The sequence below is a fragment of the Desulfofundulus australicus DSM 11792 genome, assembly GCF_900129285.1.
Taxonomy (GTDB): domain Bacteria; phylum Bacillota; class Desulfotomaculia; order Desulfotomaculales; family Desulfovirgulaceae; genus Desulfofundulus; species Desulfofundulus australicus.
Window position 1 is genome coordinate 1 of record NZ_FQUW01000007.1, and the last position, 19,626, is coordinate 19,626.

At 51.3% G+C, this 19,626-nt stretch carries 18 protein-coding genes and 1 pseudogene; 2 read left to right on the plus strand and 17 right to left on the minus strand.

All coding sequences use genetic code 11. From position 1 onward, the window contains the following. Window positions 1–194, minus strand: a pseudogene (locus tag BUB44_RS02430) (ISLre2 family transposase); the annotation flags it as partial. Between the two features lie 226 nt (window positions 195–420). Further along, window positions 421–1,461, minus strand: coding sequence for a recombinase RecA (gene recA, locus BUB44_RS02435; RefSeq protein ID WP_073162951.1), 1,041 nt, complete (start codon window positions 1,459–1,461; stop codon window positions 421–423). A gap of 117 nt (window positions 1,462–1,578) precedes the next feature. Here recA and BUB44_RS02440 point away from each other — a divergent pair, with 117 nt between their 5' ends. Both BUB44_RS02440 and BUB44_RS02445 read left to right on the plus strand, forming a co-directional pair. Continuing rightward, window positions 1,579–2,268 carry an AzlC family ABC transporter permease gene (locus tag BUB44_RS02440; protein WP_027355406.1) on the plus strand — a complete coding sequence of 230 codons (690 nt, stop codon included), beginning with the start codon at window positions 1,579–1,581 and terminating at the stop codon, window positions 2,266–2,268. After that, on the plus strand, window positions 2,247–2,567 hold the full coding sequence (locus BUB44_RS02445) for an AzlD domain-containing protein (RefSeq protein ID WP_027355407.1): 321 nt from the start codon (window positions 2,247–2,249) through the stop codon (window positions 2,565–2,567). The genes BUB44_RS02440 and BUB44_RS02445 overlap by 22 nt, the downstream gene beginning before the upstream one ends. Here BUB44_RS02445 and BUB44_RS02450 read toward each other — a convergent pair. The 15 genes from BUB44_RS02450 to BUB44_RS02515 form a co-directional block, all read right to left on the minus strand. Further along, window positions 2,551–3,804 carry a competence/damage-inducible protein A gene (locus BUB44_RS02450; RefSeq protein WP_073162953.1) on the minus strand — a complete coding sequence of 418 codons (1,254 nt, stop codon included), beginning with the start codon at window positions 3,802–3,804 and terminating at the stop codon, window positions 2,551–2,553. The genes BUB44_RS02445 and BUB44_RS02450 overlap by 17 nt on opposite strands. A 125-nt stretch (window positions 3,805–3,929) precedes the next feature. Beyond that, window positions 3,930–5,408, minus strand: coding sequence for an AAA family ATPase (locus BUB44_RS02455; RefSeq protein ID WP_073162955.1), 1,479 nt, complete (start codon window positions 5,406–5,408; stop codon window positions 3,930–3,932). A gap of 132 nt (window positions 5,409–5,540) precedes the next feature. Next, window positions 5,541–6,086 carry a hypothetical protein gene (locus BUB44_RS02460; RefSeq protein ID WP_073162957.1) on the minus strand — a complete coding sequence of 182 codons (546 nt, stop codon included), beginning with the start codon at window positions 6,084–6,086 and terminating at the stop codon, window positions 5,541–5,543. Window positions 6,087–6,142: 56 nt separating this feature from the next. Next, window positions 6,143–6,688 (minus strand): CDP-diacylglycerol--glycerol-3-phosphate 3-phosphatidyltransferase, encoded by a 546-nt coding sequence (pgsA, locus tag BUB44_RS02465; RefSeq protein WP_027355411.1) that lies wholly within the window; start codon window positions 6,686–6,688, stop codon window positions 6,143–6,145. Further along, entirely contained in the window at window positions 6,685–8,010 is a 1,326-nt protein-coding gene (gene rimO, locus BUB44_RS02470; RefSeq protein ID WP_073163142.1) for a 30S ribosomal protein S12 methylthiotransferase RimO, read from the minus strand. The genes pgsA and rimO overlap by 4 nt, the downstream gene beginning before the upstream one ends. Before the next feature lie 96 nt (window positions 8,011–8,106). Further along, window positions 8,107–8,430: a hypothetical protein gene (locus tag BUB44_RS02475; RefSeq protein ID WP_027355413.1), complete on the minus strand. Its 324-nt coding sequence runs from the start codon at window positions 8,428–8,430 to the stop codon at window positions 8,107–8,109. Between the two features lie 12 nt (window positions 8,431–8,442). Beyond that, window positions 8,443–9,216, minus strand: coding sequence for a helix-turn-helix domain-containing protein (locus BUB44_RS02480; protein WP_073162959.1), 774 nt, complete (start codon window positions 9,214–9,216; stop codon window positions 8,443–8,445). Next, window positions 9,152–10,282: a tRNA 2-selenouridine(34) synthase MnmH gene (mnmH, locus tag BUB44_RS02485; RefSeq protein ID WP_073162960.1), complete on the minus strand. Its 1,131-nt coding sequence runs from the start codon at window positions 10,280–10,282 to the stop codon at window positions 9,152–9,154. Before mnmH ends, BUB44_RS02480 begins: the two co-directional genes overlap by 65 nt. Before the next feature lie 163 nt (window positions 10,283–10,445). Next, window positions 10,446–12,638 carry an FtsK/SpoIIIE family DNA translocase gene (locus BUB44_RS02490; protein ID WP_073162962.1) on the minus strand — a complete coding sequence of 731 codons (2,193 nt, stop codon included), beginning with the start codon at window positions 12,636–12,638 and terminating at the stop codon, window positions 10,446–10,448. A gap of 191 nt (window positions 12,639–12,829) precedes the next feature. Beyond that, window positions 12,830–14,989 (minus strand): L-lactate dehydrogenase (quinone) large subunit LdhH, encoded by a 2,160-nt coding sequence (ldhH, locus tag BUB44_RS02495; protein WP_073162963.1) that lies wholly within the window; start codon window positions 14,987–14,989, stop codon window positions 12,830–12,832. Next, window positions 14,982–15,599, minus strand: a complete 618-nt coding sequence (locus BUB44_RS02500) for a LutC/YkgG family protein (RefSeq protein WP_073162965.1) — start codon at window positions 15,597–15,599, stop codon at window positions 14,982–14,984. Before BUB44_RS02500 ends, ldhH begins: the two co-directional genes overlap by 8 nt. A gap of 54 nt (window positions 15,600–15,653) precedes the next feature. Continuing rightward, a complete protein-coding gene (locus tag BUB44_RS02505; RefSeq protein WP_423219777.1) occupies window positions 15,654–16,631 on the minus strand; it encodes an L-lactate permease in 978 nt (325 codons plus the stop codon). Further along, entirely contained in the window at window positions 16,562–16,858 is a 297-nt protein-coding gene (locus BUB44_RS16085) for an L-lactate permease (RefSeq protein ID WP_423219778.1), read from the minus strand. Before BUB44_RS16085 ends, BUB44_RS02505 begins: the two co-directional genes overlap by 70 nt. A 319-nt stretch (window positions 16,859–17,177) precedes the next feature. Beyond that, complete coding sequence (locus BUB44_RS02510) at window positions 17,178–18,593, minus strand: FAD-binding oxidoreductase (RefSeq protein WP_073162967.1); 1,416 nt, start codon at window positions 18,591–18,593, stop codon at window positions 17,178–17,180. A 23-nt stretch (window positions 18,594–18,616) separates the two neighbouring features. Then, on the minus strand, window positions 18,617–19,624 hold the full coding sequence (locus BUB44_RS02515; protein ID WP_341349356.1) for an electron transfer flavoprotein subunit alpha/FixB family protein: 1,008 nt from the start codon (window positions 19,622–19,624) through the stop codon (window positions 18,617–18,619). Window positions 19,625–19,626 lie beyond the last annotated feature (2 nt).

The following is a 19,626-nucleotide window of genomic DNA, read 5'->3' on the forward strand; positions in this document are numbered from 1 at the left end:
CGTTCATTCCGGTGCTGCCTTACATAGTCATCAGCAGCTTCCAATACTTCCTTGCATATATTACGGCCCAATTCATTGAGCACGTCTTGCAGCTCAAGCTGAAACCTTGGATAATCAATCCCCTTCTCAAGTTTCTCAAAAATTAAAGTGGCTACTTGCAGGAAACTGTTATATACGTGCTGAATTATCTTCATGAGAGTGCACCTCCGAGTTTCCGATCCTTCGGTTACTCGCCCTTCCTAGGCGGTGCACTCTCCTTTCTATTTCCTACCGCCTTTTTCCTTCTTCAATTTCCTACAGTAACTTTACACTAAGCTGCTTCACTGGTAACGGGCAGTATGACCGGTTACCCAATATGCACGGCAAAATGGATTGTCCGAAGGGATGGGTAAAGTCATCCGCCATGAAGCATAACCCGCTTTAAATACTTTCCTCCCCCGTTCTGGGGTCCTCAGCCGAAGGCATTTTTATACCGCCAATCTGCAACTGCTGGCGAATTTTCTGTTCAATTTCATGAGCAACCTCTGGGTGCTCGCGCAAATACTCCTTCACATTTTCCCGACCCTGTCCCAACCGCTCTTCACCATAAGAGTACCAGGTACCACTCTTGCTGATAATTTTCATTTCCGTGGCCAGATCCAGGAGCGTCCCCTCCCGGGAAATCCCCATCCCGTACATGATATCAAAATCTGCCTGTTTAAAGGGCGGAGCCAGCTTATTTTTGACCACTTTTACCCTGGTGCGGCATCCGATAATTTCTGACCCCTGCTTCAAAGCCTCCAGCTTACGCACTTCCAGGCGCACCGAGGCATAAAACTTCAACGCCCTGCCGCCGGGCGTGGTCTCGGGGTTACCAAACATCACTCCCACTTTTTCCCGCAGCTGGTTAATAAAAATAGCCGTAGTACGGGATTTACTGATAGCACCGGTCAGCTTGCGCAGAGCCTGGGACATCAAACGGGCCTGCAATCCCACCTGAAGTTCGCCCATTTCCCCTTCTATTTCCGCCTTTGGCACCAGGGCTGCCACCGAATCGATAACCACCACGTCAATGGCACCGCTCCGTACCAGCGCCTCACAGATTTCCAGGGCCTGTTCACCGGTATCAGGCTGGGATACCAGCAGGTTATCAATATCTACCCCCAGGTTCCTGGCATAAACCGGATCCAGGGCGTGTTCCGCGTCAATAAAAGCAGCTATTCCACCGGCCTTTTGAGCCTCCGCAATAATATGCAGCGCCACAGTGGTTTTACCCGAAGATTCCGGACCAAAGATTTCCACCACCCTGCCCCGGGGTACTCCACCCACCCCCAGGGCAATATCCAGGGACAGGGCACCAGTAGGGATAACTTCCACGTTAAGCCTGGCAGTTTCCCCCAGCCTCATAATAGCCCCTTTACCAAAATTTTGCTCAATTTTACTGAGAGTTGCTTCCAGGACCTTTAATTTCTCACTGGACATAAATGCACCACCCTTATTAAATCAAAGTAATAACATGGGACCTGCCCGGAGACCCTGGTCAAAACCGGGCAGATGAATTATTATTATAAAAGGTGAGAAAGGAGAACAGGCAGATAAATGAACAAAAATCATTTTTTCCTGGGAGCCAGAGATGCCCTGCCCATTGTACTGGGTTACTTCCCCCTGGCCATGACCTTTGGAGTACTGGCCCGTTCCAGCAATCTCTCCCTGGACCAGATAGTGGCCATGTCATTGATGATTTACTCCGGTTCGGCCCAGTTTATTGCTGTGAGTATGCTGGGCAGCGGTGCTACCCCGCCCGGCATCATAGCCACAATTTTACTGGTTAATTCCCGGCTGATCCTCCTGAGTGCCTCCCTGGCACCCTATCTTCCCCGTATGGCAGCCCCTGTCCTTTCATTCCTCGCCCACGGACTTACTGACGAGACATACGCTGTAGCAGTAAGCCGGACAGGCGAACCCCCACCCACCCGGTGGTACCTGAGCGGGCTGTTCATCACCTCTCACCTGGCCTGGGTAGGCGGCAGTGCGCTGGGCGGATTTATGGGTGCCCTGCTCGGTGATACCTCCAGGTGGGGGTTCGATTTTGCCCTTACGGCTATGTTTATTTGCCTTTTAATCATGCAATTAAAAAATAATATTACCATTGCGGTAGCCTGCCTGGCCGGGCTGATTTCGATTACTGCCGCCACCATGCTCGGTAGAGGCTGGAATATCATACTGGCTACCGTTCTTGCTGCTACCATAGGAGTGCTGATGGAAAAATGGAACAAACCGTCTGGATAATCATCCTGGTTATAGCTGCCGCAAATTACCTGTTTCGCGTAACCCCGCTTTTACTTCTCAGCCGGTTCCGGATTCCCCCATCCTGGATCAGGTGGCTGGGTTATGTGCCGGTAGCTGTTCTGGCGGCCCTGGTTGCTCCGGAAATATTTCTCAAGGGAGATATACTGGTACTCACGCCGGAGAATAAAAATTTAATAGCTGCCATTCCTGCTTTTGGAGTGGCCGTTAAAACCAGAAGTTTACTTTTTACTCTGCTGGCGGGTGTAGCCTCAATGGCCCTTCTCAATTCCCTGCCTTAAGCTGCTCCAGTAAATGCAGGCGGATCATGTTCAGGGCAGCGTTAGCTGCACCCTGCCTTACTGCCTGGCGATGGCCGGGGAAATGAAATTCCTGACAGGTAGTTCCTTCTGCGGTAGCCAAAGCAATATATGTCAGGCCCACTGGTTTCACCGGTGTGCCTCCACCAGGCCCGGCAATACCGGTAATGGATAAGCCTAGATGCGTGCCCATAAGGTTTCTTACTCCTTCAGCCATGGCAATGGCTGTTGGCCGGCTAACAGCTCCGTGGGTTTCAAGAACCCCGGCCGGAACTCCCAGAACCTTTTCTTTAACCCGGTTATCGTAAGCTACAACGCTGCCCCAAAAATAGGCAGAACTACCCGGTATGGAGGTTAAACGCGCGGCTACCAATCCTCCGGTACAGGATTCTGCCAGGGCACAGGTCAGGCCCTTTTTAACCAGTAATTTACCCACCACTTCTTCCAGAACCTCGTCATCCATTCCAAAAACGTAGTCGGCCAACCGTTGCCGTACTTTCTCCAGCAATTCATCGATCATCCGGTCAGCAACGGCAACACTGGGAGCTTGAGCACTGATTCGCACATGAACCTCACCCGGCTTGGCCAGGTATGCTATTCCGGGGTTACCCTGTCCTCCCAGGTTACCTATACGTTCCTGAACTTCTGATTCCGAAATACCGGTCATCTTGAGCAACCTGGTACGGGTAACCATACCCCTGTTCCCCAGCGAAATCAGGTAGGGAACAACGGAAGCTTCAAAAATGGCCTTTAATTCCCGCGGCGGACCAGGGAGAAGGATTATTATCCTGCCCTGATATTCCAGCAGGGCACCCGGAGCAGTTCCCGCAGGATTGGGTAAAACCCTGGCTCCTGCGGGGAAATAGGCTTGCCGCGCCATACTTTCGGATAGAGAAGACCCCCGCCGGTCCACAAATTCCCGCAGCAGCTGAAGAGTTTGCCCGTCAGGTAGCATGGGCAAACCCAGTACACGGGCAACAATATCCTTGGTCAGGTCATCGCTGGTGGGACCCAGGCCGCCGGTAATAACAATTAAATCCGCCCTCCGCAGGGCAATCTCAAAAGCTTCTGCCAGCCGGTCCCAATTATCACCCACAGTAGTATGTAAAATGACCTCAATCCCAAGGGCTGCCATTTGCTGGCTCAAGTACTGGGCGTGGGTATTTAAAACCTCTCCCAGAAGCAATTCGGTTCCGGTAAAAATTAATTCGGCCTGCATTTGATCATTACCTCACTCTTCTCCCTTCCTGCCTGCCCCTTCCATATTGTTTTCGCCAGGATCTCTTTAAAACCTGCCGGGGCCTGAAAAATGTAATACAGGGAGGTCAAGAAGACCTCCCCCCGTTATGCAGCCGGCAGGTCAATCAAGCTACGGAATTCCTCGCCGGTAATCTTTTCCTTTTCCAGGAGCAACTGGGAAACCCGTTCCAGTACATCCCGCCTTTCGCTCAGGTAAGAACGTACACGTTCCTCCTGCTCCCGCAGGATTTCCGTAAGTACACGGTACCTCAATCCACCGGGAAGATTGTCCACATCCACTACACCCAGGCGGGACATACCGTTCCTGATAATCTGTTCCGCCACCCTGGTGGCTTCTCGAAAATCGTTACCGGCACCTGTACTGCGATTGCCAAGAATTATTTCTTCCGCCACCGCTCCGGCCAGCATAATGGCAATCTGATTCTCCAGGTAATCCCTGGTATACAGGTAAGTATCATCCTCGGGAATCTGGCGCATGTAACCCAGCGCCTGCCCCCGGGGAGTTATGGTCAGGGTGGAGACGGAACCGCTTCTAACCAGCTCGCTAACCAGGGCGTGACCAGTTTCATGAATAGCTACCCGCCTTAATTCGGCCGGAGCAGGTCTGCGATCCAACCGGTCGCCCATCATCACCTTATCCACCGCTTCATGGAAATGCCGCTGGTGGATGGCCTCACATCCCTCGCGCATAGCCAGGATAGCTGCCTCATTGGCCAGGCTCTCCAGGTGAGCGCCGCTAAAGCCAAAGGTCTCCCTGGCCAGTTCCTCCAGAGAAACATCCTCTGCCAGGGGTTTATTTTTGGTATGCAACTTGAGTATCTCCAGTCTCCCCTGCTTATCCGGCAGTTCCACCCTTACCTGGCGGTCAAAGCGACCGGGCCTTAACAGCGCAGGGTCCAGCATATCCACCCTGTTGGTAGCCGCCACCACCAGAACCTGTACCTTATCGTCTACCTTCAAGCCATCCATTTCTACCAGTAACTGGTTAAGAGTTTGATCGTATTCATGGTGGCTGGTAGTTTGCCCGCGCTTTGCCCCGAGAATATCTATTTCATCTATGAAGATCAAAGCATGCTTTTTGCCCTGTCTTAAAGCGCTTTCCCGGGCTGTTTGAAACAGGCGTCTTACCCGCTGTGCACCTACCCCTGCATACATTTCAATAAATTCCGAGCCGCTACAGGCTACAAAAGCAGCATCTGTATAGCTGGCTGCAGCCCTGGCCAGCAGGGTTTTCCCCGTACCGGGCGGCCCTGTTAATAAGATACCCTTCAATGGCCTGATGCCCAGCTTCTGTATATATTGATAGTTTTTTATAAAATCAAGGGCCTCACGCAACTCCTGAATGGCAGTCGCCTGGCCACCGATATCAGCAAAGGATATCTCCTGCCGGGAAACCACCTGTTCACCTGCAAAATTACGGGCCAGCAGGCCGCGGGAACGGGCTACATAATATAAACCTGCCGAGGCTACAGCCAAAAAGATCAGGGGAGTTACGTCATGACCATTTATAAGCAGGAAAAGGATACCGGCCAGCACCAAACCCAGGCCAATTTCCTTCAACATGAGCTACCTTCCCTTCAAACCAGCTGATTTACCGGCAAGTTAATTGTCCAGAACATTAATTATTATATCATACACAGGCTAAAGACCGTTCAGGGAATCTATACCATATACACATGGTGACGGGACCGGCCTCTACCGGTAGGAATCAGCCGTTTCCGGGTTCAAATTAACCCTCCGGGGTACCACCGCATAAAGATGATGTTCCCCGTGCTTCATATGCACATAAATGTTTTCATCATCAAGGGAAATATTGGCCTGTGCCCCTACCGATGCCGCGCGTTCCTCAATATAACGTACCATTTCCCGGTAATTACCCCGTACTTGAGCCTCATACAGGGCAAACTGGCTGTAATAATAGGCATTGTTCAATTCCTGATCACGATTATCTCTTATTTCTAAAGTATAAGGATGGCGCCCCAAAACATCCTCAATGGATTTTTTCAACTTGCGATAAGTTTCCCTCAGGTCAGCCGTACCTTTAAGCTGTACGGTAATATTAAAGAGCCCATCCCGCTTTTCTATAGAAAAACTCTGGACCGCTTTTTCCGCTCTTAAAACCCTGGACAGGGGTTCTTGATAATTGTAATGGTTATAAAGCCATTGAACAGCAAAGAAAAAGGAAAGACCAACCACCAATGCTGCCAGGATAACTGGAACACGCCAACCGTACCACTGCATATACCCGATTCCCTTCAATCTTATATTTCAAGTATACGGCAGTTAAAACCACTTTCCTAAAAGCCGCCTTTTTTCAAGATACTCCAGCCCCGGTTTAGATAATCCAGCCCCGACCAGATGGTAAAAATAATGGCTACCCACATGGCCAGGTTACCAGGAGTAAATCGCATTACGCTGAAAGGAGTATCCTGCAAAAGGAGGCTAACAATGGCGATAATCTGGGTAATGGTTTTAAGTTTACCCGGAATACTGGCTCCAAGAACGACCCCTTCGGCGGCCATCAAGGAACGCAAACCGGTAATGGCAAATTCCCGCCCGATTATAATCATAGCCACCCAACCGGGCAGGCGATGCAGTTCAACCAGTGAAATCAGAGCACTGGAAATTAAAAGTTTATCTGCCAGGGGGTCCATTAACATGCCCAACCGGGTAACGAGATGGCATTTCCTGGCAATATAGCCGTCAAGGCCATCGGTGCTTGCGGCTAAAATAAAGACGGCGGCAGCAAGATAATCACCATAGGGCACCTGGAGAGAAACCACCGTTACAAAAAGGGGAATTAAAAAAATCCTGGCCAGAGTTAAACGGTTGGGCAAATTCATGGAAGCTCCCCCATCAGGTCGTACTCACGGGCCAGGGTTATCTTAACCGGTACAAAATCGCCCGGTCTGGGAGAAATCCTGCCGGCAGTAAAATAAACCTGGCCGTCAATCCCGGGAGCGTCGGCTTCAGTACGGCCAGAATAGTAATTGCCCTTTTTACCTTCCACCAGAACTTTCAGCTGGCTGCCCACCAGGGAACGATTGTATTCCAGGGATATTTGTTGCTGCAAAGCCATGGCCCTGTGGAAACGCTCCTCTTTAACATTTTCCGGCACCTGGCAGTCCATACTGGCAGCCGGGGTACCCTCTTCGGCACAAAATTTAAATACTCCCACCCTTTCAAACCGCATTTCCCGCATAAAGTCGAGCAGCTGTTGAAAATCCTCCTCTTTTTCCCCCGGAAAACCAACCATAAATGTAGTGCGCAGGATCAATCCGGGAATATCCCGGCGCAACCTGTGGAGCAAGGCTCGTAACCCGGCAGTGTCATTACTGCGGCCCATGCGGGCGAGAACCGGGGGACTGGCATGCTGTAGAGGTAAATCGAGATAGCGGCATATTTTCTCACATGACGCAAAAACATCAACAAGTTCATCGTTAATCCCGTCGGGATGGCCATAAAGAACGCGGATCCAGTAAATTCCGGGTATCCTGTTTAATGAACGCAAAAGAGGGGCCAGCATCCTTCTCCCGTAAAGGTCAAGACCATAAAAAGTGGTATCCTGGGCTACCAGGATTACCTCTTTAACCCCTTTCGCAGCCAGGTTTTCGACCTCCTGCTGGATGGATTCCAGGGGACGGCTGCGGTATGGACCGCGAATAGAAGGAATGGCACAGTAAGTACAGCGGTTACTGCAACCCTCGGCAATTTTTACATAAGCCGTATGTTTCCCCGTGGTCCGGATGCGGGGTAGATCTGCGCCATATTCAAAACGCGGCTCTCCTACGTTCAAAACCCGCTCTCCAGCCAGGGCCCGCTGGATCGTTTCCACTACCTGGCTAACCATCCCGGCACCCAAAATAGCATCTATTTCGGGTATTTCCTTCATCAAATCCCCGGGGTAACGCTGGGCCAGGCAACCGGTTACCAGAAGTACCCGGCAACGTCCTTCTTTTTTATACCTGGCCAGATCCAGGATTTGATCAATGGATTCTTCCTTGGCGGGAGTAATAAAGCCACAGGTATTAACAATCAGGACATCGGCTTCCCGGGGGTTGGGGGTGATGATAAACCCGGCAGCATCCAGTTGTCCCAGCATTAGCTCCGTATCTACAAGATTTTTGGCACAACCCAGGCTAACCACACCAACACGATAGGACATTTCTTTCTCACCAGCCCACGATAAGTATAACTTAAAAAAAACGGCCCTGTCAAAAAAAGGTGCGGCCCGCAAGGGCCGCCCGGAGGAAAACCGGGATTATTCGCCCAGCAAGTTGGCCATCCCTTCATGAATATGGGAACTGATCTGAATAATGATTCTTTGTAGAGAAGAATAATCTTTAAGAACGTAACCTTCGCCCCACCGGGTCAACAGGTACTGAACGAAAGCAAGGTACCCCTTGACGGATGCTACCCGAAAGAGCTCACGGGAAACATTGTTGCCTGGCTGCCCCAAACAATATTGACCGGGGCGGTGGGTAATGGTAAAATTACCCAGTTCCTGTCCTTCCTGATGCCACGAAAGAATGCCATCAAAAAGGCCAACCTCCCGGCCACAGGAGTCACAGATGAAAAACCCCATTCCGAGCCCTCCTTATTCCAGGGCGGCAGCGGAAAATTCCCGGCTTACCACCTGCCCACGTTTACCCAGCACTCCCAGGTCCCGGCCGTTAACCTTTACATTGACCACGCCGGCATTACCCAGTTTAATCCAGATACGTTCCCGGCCCTGAAATGATTTGGACTGGCTGGCGGCTACTTCACCGGTAAACATGGTCCTGCCATCAACCATCACACTCATCCAGCATGTTTCATCGATTACATTGAGCACCAGGTGAACTCCTTCCGACGACTTATCTTCCGGACGGGGTGCATCCGGCTTATTATTAGCCCGGTCACCGTCCCTGGAAACCCGGTTTTCGGGAACATTTACCTGTTCCCCCTGAAATGCAGCAGGCTGTTTTCCCGCTCGATCATCAGGAGCTGTATGCCCGCTACCCCCTAAAATCCACCAGCCACCCCATAAGAGCAAGAATACCAGAAGCATTCCTGCCATTATATAAACCGCTCTACCGAGAGGTAGACGACGTAGTTTTTTTCCTGTTCCAGGAATCGCCCGTACGACAGGCTCTACCTCTTCTGGCAGCATTTCTTCCAACCGGGCCACCAGGGCCTCGGCATCCAGCCCCAGATACCTGGCATAAGTACGGAGAAAGCCGCGTACATAAACCCTCCCCGGGAGCAGATCAAAGGCCTCTTTCTCCAGGGCCTCCAGATACCTGCGGCGGATCTTCGTTTCTTTTTCAACCTGCTCCAGGGACAGGCCGCGGGCCTGGCGGGCCTCCTGCAGTATTTTCCCCAATTCCATCGAGTTCACCCCCCTTAACCCGCTCATACTCGGGTAAACTCATGATCCATCTCTTAACCCGGCTAACTGCTTCATCCATATCAGCCGTGGACACACACAAATCATAATCCGGGCTGGGTTCAGCCGGGTATTTATATAAGGGATCATAATGTCTGGTTAAAAGAAAAGAAAAAACCTGGTCAAATTTCTCCCGGGCCAGCAACTGATTTAACTCCGCCACGCGGCGAGCCCCCAGATATTTTTCCAGCGCAGAAGTAGCTTCCTGCAGGGCCGGTACATTTTGCTGAGGCCCACGGGTATATTCCTGGCAAATGCGCCTCACACGGTTTTCCAGCGTATCATAAAGCAATACCCGGTATCCCCTCTCCATTGCCCTCAATATTACTGCCGGAACCAGCAGATTACCCAGGCGACGGCTCTCACATTCCACAATAAATATACCCTTCTTTTCTGCTGCCATAAGGTCCCGGACAATAAAGCCTTCAAACATTTTCTGGCTGGGAGAAGGGGGCAGGCCAATCTTGCCGTAAACTGAACCCCGGTGCCGGGCAAGGCCCTCCAGATCCAGAACAGGCAGGCCTTCCTCCGCCAGGCGACGGAGCAAAGCGGTTTTGCCCACCCCGGTCAGACCATGAATGACCACAGCTTTCAACGGCAGTTCTTCCACTCCCAGATAGGAGTTAACATAACGCCGGTAGGCTTTATATCCCCCCAGGATGCGGTATACAGCAAAGCCCATGGTATCCAGGACAGATGCGGCAAAATGACTGCGCAGCCCTCCCCGCCAGCAAAAGAGAACTACTCTTCTGCCGCAGGCCAGGCGATCAACAGCCTCCACCCAGCGGGCAAGGCGGGGAGAAACCAGTTCCAAACCCAATTTCCGTGCCTGTGCCGGGCCCTCTTTTTTATAAACTGTTCCAACCAGCGCCCGCTCCACATTATCCAGCAGGGGAACATTTACTGCTCCGGGAATGGTTGCTTCGTTGTATTCGCCTTCCGAACGCACATCCAAAATCAGAGCATCATTTAAAGACAGGGCTTCTGTAACATTAATTTCTTTAATCATAATGCCACCTTAAAAAATCGGCTGTATTTTATTGTTCTTTACCTTATTATACCTTAAGATTATACTTTTTACTTTTTTGCTCTTAATGATTGGACCGGTCTAAAATCCAACACAGTGATTTCTACGCTTAATTGCTGTTTCCTTTTTTCTTTATTCTTTTAATCTATCTTTTTTTGAAAGTCTGCTTGAACTGTTCCGGTGTTATCAGTACGGAGCGTGGCTTACTCCCCTCATATCCTCCTACAATGCCCTTTCTTTCCATTATATCCATCAGACGGGCTGCCCGGGCATATCCCACCCTCAGACGCCTTTGCAGCAGGGAAATGGAAGCGTGACCTGTTTCCACGAAAATCTCTACGGCCCGGGGCAATAACTCATCTTCCAGATCCTCTTCCTGTTCACCTCGACTTTCTTCCTGAACAAGCTCCGCTTCGAAATGAGGGCCAGCCTGCTTTTTCAGAAAAGAAACCAGCGCCTCCACTTCTTCATCTGACAGATAAGCCCCCTGCACCCGGATGGGCTTGGGTGCCTCCACCGGGAAAAAGAGCATATCACCTTTTCCTAATAGTTTTTCCGCTCCCGCCATGTCCAGAATGGTCCGGGAATCAATCTGGGAGGACACAGCAAAGGAAATCCTGGATGGAATATTGGCTTTAATCAAACCTGTAATTACATCCACGGAAGGACGCTGGGTAGCTACCACCAGGTGGATACCTGCAGCCCGGGCCATCTGGGCCAGGCGGCAAACCGCGTCTTCCACATCAGCAGGTGCTACCATCATCAAATCAGCCAGTTCATCAATTATTATTACAATTAACGGAAGGGGTAACCGGACCTCTCCGTTAATTTCCCGGTTGCTGCGACAGAATTCATTGTAACGGCTGATGTCCCTTACCCCAACAGCGGCAAATAATTCATAACGGTGCTCCATCTCTTTGACGGCCCAGCGCAGGGAGGTAGCTGCTTTCTTGGGATCCGTAACCACGGGAGACACAAGGTGGGGAATGCCGTTGTAGGTAGCCAGTTCCACCATCTTGGGATCGATAATTAAAAATTTAACCTCCTCCGGAGTGGCCTTAAAAAGAATGCTGGCAATAATGGTATTCAAACAAACGCTCTTACCGGAACCTGTTGCACCGGCAATAAGCAGATGGGGCATACGGGCCAGGTCGGCCACTACCGGGTTGCCCGCAATATCCTTACCCAGGGCGACAGTAAGCCGGGAGGATGCTTCCTGGAATTCGGGTGTTTCCAGTAACTCCCTTAAATAAACCATGGAAATTTCCCGGTTGGGCACTTCAATTCCTATAGCTGCTTTACCCGGAATAGGTGCCTCAATGCGCACGTCCGGAGCAGCCATAGACAGAGCAATATCATCGGCCAGGCTGACTATACGGCTAACTTTAATCCCCGCCGAAGGCTGAATTTCATAACGGGTAATGGCGGGCCCACGGGAAACCTGAATAACCCTGGCCTTGACTCCAAAACTGTTCAGGGTTTCCTCTAAAATACGGATATTTTCCGTAATATCCCTGTTGTTCTTGATCCCCCTGTTCCTCAGTGGCCTGGCAAGCAGGCTTAGAGGAGGAAACTGGTAAGCCGGTGAAACACCTGAAATAGCCACTTCTTCATCTCTTACGTCAGAAGAAGATGTGGCAGGAGGGGCAAAACGTAAAACCCCGGGCGACCCGCTTTTAACTGCATTATCCCGGTTCTTCTCTTCAGTTACCTGCGATGCTGCTTCTTCCCGAGCCGGGGACCCGCCCTGATCGATGATTACCGGTCCCGGTTCAGGCTCTTCCACTTCTTCTTCCCCTTCTATAAATAAGAAACCACCAATACGTTCATATAAACTTCTCAGAACACCTGCCAGGCCGGCAAGAAAGGTATGCAAAGAAATATTACAGCTCAAAAGTGCTCCCATTATAATTAACGTAGCCAGGATAATCCAGGTTCCCACCAGGCCAAATGAACGCTCCAGCAGGAATAAACAAACGGCTCCGATCAGGCCACCCCCCTCCCCGGCCAGGCCGTCCTGCAGGGAATTTTCTCCGGAAATCAACATGTGCAATAAAGTAAGAGCAACCACCAGGAGCAGGGCACTTCCATATAAGCGCGGGGCGAGCCCTTTTTTAACTGTCTTCCCCTGAATTAATCTCAAACCCCAAAAAGCGAGCAGGAGGGGGAAAAAATATCCCCCCATACCGGCAACAGACCTCAGCAATCGTTCGACTCCCCGGCTAACCAGCCCAACAGCAGGATTGACCAGGCTGATCAAAGCTAAAAGGGCCAGACAGAGCAAACCAATACCGAGAATTTCATATTTTTGCAGGTCTCCGGCCGTCCTTACTTTCACTCCAACCAGCCTCCATCTTCGTACATAATTATACCATAACCATTTGGGATTGTACTACAATAATACTATATATTACCACCAGGCGAAACGATGAAGGCTCCTGTATTCAAACGGCCAGTACCGCTCAAGTAAAGTCAGCCAGTTACAATACAAAGACTCCGGAAAATCCCGGAGTCCCGTAGAAAGTAACTTTATTGCACCCGGCCGTCACTGGCAAGGCAACGGGCAAGCACCTCGGCCGTATGCATAACCTTAACCGGCAAATTACGGCAATCCAAACCACCTTCAATCTGCAAGCGGCAGCCGGGGCAGTCCAGGGCCAGTATTTCAGCACCGGTTTCCAGCAAGGATTCCAGCTTGCGGTCCAGGATGGAATTGGAGAGTTCGGGGAATTTGAGAGTAAAAGATCCCCCAAAACCACAACACACGTCCGGCCGGCTCATTTCCACCAGGTCAGCACCGGCATCTTTAAGCAACTGGCGCGGCTCCATGGTAACCCGCAGGTAGCGTTTGAGGTGGCAGGAGTCATGATAGGTAACCTTATGCCGGAAAGGAGCCAGCTGCGGGATTAGTTCTTTTTTCTTAGCATATACGAAAGAGGAAAAATCCACCACTTTTTGCGCCATTTCCCTGGCCCGCTGGCTCCATTCCCTATCACCGGCCAGTATCTCCGGGTACAGGAACTTTAACGCTTCCGCACAGGTAGGGCAGGCGGTAAGTATATGCTCAGCATCTATATCCATAAAGGCCGCAATGTTCTGGCGGGCCAGCTCAGCAAAATTGTCCATTAAACCCACCTGTTTGGCTGGAAAACCACAGCAGGTCTGATCTTCCGGGTGAACCAGCTCAAATCCCATGGCTGCCAGAACCCCGGCCACTGCCTTTCCGATACCGGGATAAACAAAATCAATCAGGCAGCCTGAAAACAGAGCTACACGACCATTTTTTTTCTTCGGGCGGGGCGGGGTAGCGATCAGATCCCGGAAAGGAACATCGGCAAGGGCAGGTAAAGTGCGCCCGCTGGTTAAACCGGATAAGAACAGGGGCAAATGCCTGATTTTCCCTGCCCGGACGAAAGGTTTTTGTAGTCGAGAGGCTGTCTTTAAAAATCTATGGAATAACCTGCGCCTGGGTAAAATTTTATCAAATATTATCTTTTCAGCATACCCTGCTCCTTTACTCTCCACCGTTCGCCTTCTGAGCTCGCCAATTAAAGCCGGAAGATTAATGTTGCCCGAACAGTAGTCCCGGCAACGCCCGCAATCAATACACAGATTTTGTAATACCTGCGCTTTTTGCGGGTTGGTGAAAAAGGCGGTGAGCAGGGTACCTATAACCCCGGTGTAAACGTCGCCATAAACTCCCCCTAATTGCTGGTAGACAGGACAAACGTTTAAGCAGGCAGCACAGCGCACACACTGCATCGCTTCTTTAAACACAGGATCGGCAGCCATCCTGGTACGCCCGTTATCCATAAGGATAATATGCAGTTCTTTTTGTTCATGGTATTTACCCTCAGGATCTATAGCAGGCACGGCACCGGTAATCATGGTCACATAAGAAGTTATGTGCTGGCCCGTGGCGCTGCGCGGCAGCACTTCCAGTATGGGTACGATGTCTTTAAAGCGGGGCACCAGTTTCTCCAGGCCGACGATGATTACATGAACCGGAGGCAGGGTGGTAGTCAGACGCCCGTTACCTTCATTGGTGACCATGACAATGGTGCCTGTCTCAGCCACGGCAATGTTGGCTCCGGAAATACCCATCCAGGAGGAAAGGAATTTCCGCCGCAATTCCCTGCGGGCCAGCTGGACCATAGAAGATATTTCCGGTTCCACCGCCTGTTTTATTTCCCTTCTAAAGACTTCAGCCACCTCGTTCCGGCTCATATGAATAGCCGGCATAACCATATGAGATGGCCGCTGGCGAGCAAGCTGGATGATCCATTCACCCAGATCTGTTTCCACAACATCCAGATCCTTTTCCTTTAAATAATCATTCAGGTGAATTTCCTCACTGGCCATGGACTTGGACTTGACGATGGTTTTAATTCCTTTGGCCCTGGCCAGACGAGCAATATATTCCCGGGCCTCAGCGGCAGTGGCAGCCCGGAAAACAGTGGCACCGCGCCGGGTGGCTTCGCGGGCAAATTGAGCGGCCAGTTCTTCCAGGTGTTCTACCGTTTCCTGCTTGATCCTGGCTACCTCCCGGCGCAACTCCTCAAAATTTTTATGCTGGTATACCTGTTCCCGGGAGATAACATAACTATCGGCAAACCTGGTCAAAGCCGATCTGACGCTTGTATTGGCCAGGGCTTCCCGGGTCGCCTGCCGCAGGGTTGCCTTAGACAACGATATCTCCCCCTTCGTCAATGAAAATAACTGCCAACCTGCCCGGCCCGTGCACACCGATGGTGAGGACGCGCTCGATATCGGCAGTGCGGCTGGGTCCCGAAACAAAAGCTACGTAACCGGGAACCTGTCCCCTGGCCGCCAGGTTGTTAATTGCCTCTTTTAGAGTGGCCACCAGACAGCCGGTGGGTACCAGGGCCAGGTGAACGGGAGGTAACATGGATACCAGCCGCCGGTTGATATCAGTAGCATCCTGTACCAGGGTTCCGGTCTCGGCAACGGCCATTTCAAAAGAGGAAATACCCACGTCTGCCGTTTCAGCTACCTCCCGGGGGTTACCTTTAATAACTTCCGCCCCGCATCCGGCAACCGCCCTGCCAAGATCAGCAGCACTTAAAAGAGGTGATTCAGACAGGGCAACTTTTTGGGCACCCATTTCCTTAATTAACCTGCCAATCAAATCCCTGGCCTCAGACATACCACGGACCCGGTAAACCTCAGTACCTAAAGCCCGGGCCCTAACTACAAATGTTTCATACAATTGTTCTAAATCCCGGCCGACATCCGGCAATAACGCCTTGTTCAAAGCCACGTACTCCTTCCTTTCCATGGTGGACCCCGGCCGGATCAATACATCCGGCCGGGAAAATTTCCACAGTGTTTTTTAAGCACTCCGGCGGTCATTAAAACTCAGGTTGCCCTTCTGCCGGGAAGTAATCAACCCCAGAACCAGGATAAACAATGCCGTTAGCAGCAGGATGGTTACCCCACCGCTGGAAGTCACGCTGGTTGAAGCAGCAGCTTCAGCAGCTCTGACCATGGCGGGTATCATCCATTCAAAAACATAGGCCTGCAGCAAGGTAATTACACAGATAATCAGGGTGAAGAAGATACTGTGACCGACGGTGAAACGGAACAATTCCCCTTCCCGGCCGACCAAACCCGTGGAAGCTGCACCTACGGCAATGCTCTGGGGTGAGATCATCTTGGCCGCCACACCACCGCTGCTGTTGGCGGCTACGGTAAGCACAGGGTTGACCCCAATCTGTTCGGCCGTAACTTGTTGCATCTTACAGAACAAAGCGTTGGACGAAGTATCACTACCGGTAACAAAAACACCCAGCCAGCCCAGGATGGGAGCTACAAAGGGGAAGAACGCACCGGTAACCGTAAAGGCCTTCCCTAGAGTGGGGGTCATTCCGGACCAGTTGGCCACATAAGCGAAGCCCAATACCGCAGCGATAGTTAATAGAGCAAAGCGCAGATCCTTTAAAGTTTTTGCAAACACTTCCATAAACTGGCCGGCACTGACCCGCAGGATTATAGCACTGATGATGGCTGCAATAAGAATGGCCGTACCACCGGCAGATAGCCAGTTGAAATTATAGACTACGGACAGGGGCTTATCGCCGGCTATGATGGCCTGGTCCAGCCCGCCGAATACAATCTTGATGCTGACTTTATCCAGAACAGCCTTGACGGACTTGAGGCCCCAGTCACTAATCAGTACCGTCAATACGATAAAGGGCGACCAGGCCTTCAAAACGGCCCCTGGGGAATGCTTTCTTACCTTTAAAGTAGCCTGAGGCTCATCGGCAAAACGCCAGACCGATTTCGGTTTCCATACCCGGAGCAGCAACACCAGGGCGACAATATACCATAAACAGTGGTTAGCAGCGCCATGTTTAAAGGCATCCCATGAACGCCCACGGCCAGTACCAGAGCCAGAGCCAGGGTGATCAGACCGGCAATATGACCCTTCATTCGCCATAAAGCCAGGGCGCAGAAAAGGAAAATGATGGGCAGGGCATCAACCAGAGCAGAAAGACCCAGGTTGCCCAGGGGGTTAATTGCCTGTGTCCACGTCATGGCTTGGATCCTCCTTAATTACAGATTTGTTACAGTCAAATTATTTTTGTACATTGTTTGGCTACCAGAAGCGAGCTCAAAAATTTTACAAGAAAGTGATTAGTCCTAAAAATCAACTTAAAGAAATAATGTTAATTATCAGTCCTTGTTAATCCCACCACCTTCCGATAATCAATAGTAGGGATGGCCTGACCACAGGATCTGTATTCGCTCAGGTCACAAAAAATCCTGCTCCTATCAACATTTTTTTAAAATCGCACGAAATTTTTAAAAAAGTGACCGTGGGGGCCGGAGCCGTGCAGCCCCCACTGCCCCGTTTCTAAAACACATCCACTACCTTGCCGGGGTTCAAAATTAGATTGGGATCCAACGCCTTCTTAATGGAACGAATCATGTTGAGCTGTACGGGATCCATGAACCGGGCCATAGCATCCTTCCGTTTAGCTCCAATGCCGTGCTCACCGGACAGGTTACCACCCAGGTCATACACCACCCGGTACATCTCTTCCAGCACCTTTTCTTTAACCTCATGCCAGCTATGTTCACCCCGGTTCTCCCGCAACAAAGTGGCATGAATGTTACCATCCCCGGCATGGCCGCAGCAGGGAATTTTGATCTGGTACTTTTCCGCTATCCGGTTAATGGCCTCCAGTGCCCTGGGAATTTGACTGACCGGAACGACAATATCTTCCATACAGTAAACCGGGCTGATCATGCGCAGGGCTTCGGCATAACACCGGCGGGCCTTCCAGATGCGCTCCTGAGTGGATTTGTTGTCGGCTACAAAAACTTCCAGCCCGCCATTCTCCAGGCACAGCTTCCCGATGGTTTCGTAATCCTCCTGCACCTGCCGCTCCGAATTGCCGTCCACTTCCACGATCACATAGGCCGCAGCATCCCCATAGGGCAGTTGCTGGTTCAGGTACAGCTCAGCTGCCTTGATGGACAGGTTATCCATAAATTCCAGACAGGTGGGAATAATTCCACCGTGGGTCATAATAACCGGAACGATATTGATGGCTTTTTCAACGTCATCAAAGGGAACCAGCAGGTCTGCCACATATTTGGGGAGGGGCATCAGTTTGAGATAAATTTTGGTGACAATACCCAGTGTCCCTTCGGAACCAACCATCAGGTGCACCAGATCGTAACCCGTAACGTTTTTCACACATTTACCGCCAAGGGTAACTATATCCCCATTGGGCAAAACCACTTCCACCCCGAAGATGTGCCGGGAAGTGGTACCGTACTTCACCGCCTTGTTGCCCCCGGCATTGGTGGCTACATTGCCTCCAATAAAAGAACTATCAGCACTGCAGGGATCGCCGGCATAAAGATATCCCTCGGCCCGGGCGGTACGCTGCACCTCACCGGTGGTTACCCCGGGCTCGGTAACCATGAAGAGATTTTCTTTATCCACTTCCAGGATTCTGTTCATCCGTTCCAGGGACAGAACGATTCCACCCAGCACAGGGACCGCCCCGGCAGCCAGACCCGTTCCTGCCCCCCGGGGGGTAACCGGCACCAGTTCCCTGTTGGCCAGTTTCATAATTTCGGAAATCTGCCGGGCATTTTCCGGTTTCACCACCACTTCGGGCATGTGCTGCCACATAGCCTCGGAGACTTCATCCCTGCCGTAAACTTCCATTTTTTCACGATCCACAATTACATTGGCCTCACCGACTATTGATTTCAGCTCATCGATAATTCCGGTGGTAATCCGATTGTAGCGCATCTACCTCAGCCCCTCCCTTCTGCTCAGGCACCGGTTCTCAATTTTTTAAGCGCATCAATTAACTCCGGAACCACTTCAAAGGCATCCCCAACAATACCAAAATCAGCCACCTGGAAAATTTGCGCATCGGGATCTTTATTAATGGCCACTATGGTTTCCGAGGTTTGCATGCCGGCCAGGTGCTGCACCTTACCGGAAATACCAACAGCTATATAAAGCTTGGGAGAAACGGTCTTCCCGCTTAAGCCGATCTGGTGAGAGTAAGAAATCCAGCCCAGTTCTACCGCATCCCGGGTTGCACCTACACCTGCGCCCAGCACCCGGGCCAGTTCTTCCACCAGTTTAAATCCTTCCCGGTTCTTCAATCCCTTTCCGCCGGATACAATAATATCGGCATCCTGTATATTAACTTCCTGGCTCGGATCGGCCATAAATTCCAGGAAACGCTCGGTTAGAGAAACCAGCATATCGCCATAATTCTTCACCGTTATCTCGCCGGTCCGGGATTCATCCCGGGGTGCCGGCCGGGTTGAACGGGGCCTTACCGTAGCCATCTGGGGCCGGGTAAAGGGCGTCTTTATGGTGGCCATGATATTGCCCCCAATGGCCGGCCTGGTTTGCAACAGAATTCTTTCCTCCGGGTCAATATCCAGATAAGTACAATCCGCCGTCAATCCGGTTCCCAAACGGGCTGCCACCAGGGGCATTACCGTGCGGCCGGTGGTGGTGGCTGCAGCGATGATAATTTCGGGTTTTTCTTCCTGAATCAACTGCACCAGTGCTCTGGTATAAGGCCCGGGAAGAAAAGTAGCCAGGTCCTGGCTGCAAACATGATAAACTTTATCTGCTCCCCGCAGGATTACTTCTCCCAGATCGTCCACCCGGTCCCCGAGTATAGCACAGGACAGCTCAACACCCAGTTTATCCGCCAGGGAACGTCCCCGGTTTAAAAGTTCAAAGGTCACCCGGTGAATGGTTCCATTCCTCTGTTCCCCAAGAACCATTACGCCCCGATACTCTTTCACATCCACAA